Origin of the sequence: Aetokthonos hydrillicola CCALA 1050 (assembly GCF_017591665.1) — a bacterium.
Lineage (GTDB): Bacteria > Cyanobacteriota > Cyanobacteriia > Cyanobacteriales > Nostocaceae > Aetokthonos > Aetokthonos hydrillicola.
The window spans coordinates 1-1,282 of the sequence record NZ_JAAKGC010000410.1 but is presented as its reverse complement, the minus strand read 5'-3'; the positions used below and the strand labels follow the sequence as shown (position 1 = coordinate 1,282).

Annotated in this window: 2 protein-coding genes; both read left to right on the top strand. The window is 40.5% G+C overall.

Features of this window, described 5'->3' with window-relative positions; translation table 11 throughout:
• Nucleotides 1–25: 25 nt before the first annotated feature.
• Nucleotides 26–826 carry an RMD1 family protein gene (locus G4P69_RS38405; RefSeq protein ID WP_208339646.1) on the top strand — a complete coding sequence of 267 codons (801 nt, stop codon included), beginning with the start codon at nt 26–28 and terminating at the stop codon, nt 824–826.
• A 138-nt stretch (nt 827–964) separates the two neighbouring features.
• Nucleotides 965–1,120: a hypothetical protein gene (locus G4P69_RS38400; RefSeq protein WP_208339648.1), complete on the top strand. Its 156-nt coding sequence runs from the start codon at nt 965–967 to the stop codon at nt 1,118–1,120.
• The last annotated feature ends 162 nt before the right edge of the window (nt 1,121–1,282 follow it).

The following is a 1,282-nucleotide window of genomic DNA, read 5'->3' as shown; positions in this document are numbered from 1 at the left end:
GGTATAATTTAGCAAACGGGTGATAATGGAAAAACTTCTTTTTAAGGATAGAGATAGATTGAGAGCGCAGGCTCTATTTCTTGGTGAGGATATTAACTTAAAGAAGTTGGACAATTACGTTTGCTTGGGCAGTATGCCAGTAATGGTTTCAGTGGGTGAAAACGCCTGTGCTGTTCTGCTGAAGTACGGTGCAGTTGTCTTGTTCAACCTTGAGCCTGTGGAAAAGGTAGCCTTCTTAGCAAAACTATCGTCTCAGGTGAGCGAGCGTTTTGCCAACCCGGAAACAGAAGAGGTAGAAATTTATCTCAATGTTGCCCAGAGTGAGGGAGTTAAGGAAGGAAAAATATCGCTGCATGAATTTACTGTAGAACGCTTGCAGATAGTGGCTGATATTCTTGCCAAGAGTGTTGTATTATCTCACTATGAAACTAGCCTAGCAGTTGTATTTGATCAAATTGAACCGTTTGCAGCTAGTCTCCAACGTCAAAACACCGCAGCAAGCCAGAGTCGGGAATTACTACGTCAACTCGGCACTACGCTGTTAGTTCAACATAAAATTGTGGGTCGAGTAGAGATTATAGATAAACCGGAATTGCTATGGGAGTCACCACAGCTTGAAAAGTTATATTTGCGCTTGGAGGATGAATACGAAATCCGTGAACGTCACAATGCCCTCGAACGTAAACTAGAGCTAATTACCCAAACCGCACAAACAGTCCTGGAGTTCATGCAACATAGCAGTAGTCAACGAGTAGAGTGGTATGTGGTGATTCTGATCGTGGTGGAGATTGTCTTATCACTGTATGAGATCATCTTTAAAGGCTAGATGAGTCTAGTACCGCTGCGCGGAAGTCAAAAGTCAAAAGTCAAAAGTCAAAAGTATTATATATCAAGGTTTTTGCCTGTTTGAAATGGGTTGTTTATTTACGCCGTAGTGTACTAGTTGGTCGAGAGCACTTTTTATATGATACTAGTAAACTTGCTTACCCTGCGCGTGCATCTTTGGGAGTGCGCATGGAGTTGTGCTGGGCTTGGAGGAGCGATCGCCAAGAATCGTACAACTTTAAATCTTGAGAATGATTTATATGGTGTTGTGAATGTGATAAAAATACTAGGTTAGCTGATAGACACCATATAATAATAGCAAAAATAACTATTAACAATCAACATTCTTCTACTTTGAACTAATAACTGTTTTGAAGGAGTGTGATTTTGAATACAGTTGAATTCTTGTCTTATCTTCGCAGCTTAGATATTCAAATTTTTATTGCTGGTGGAAAGC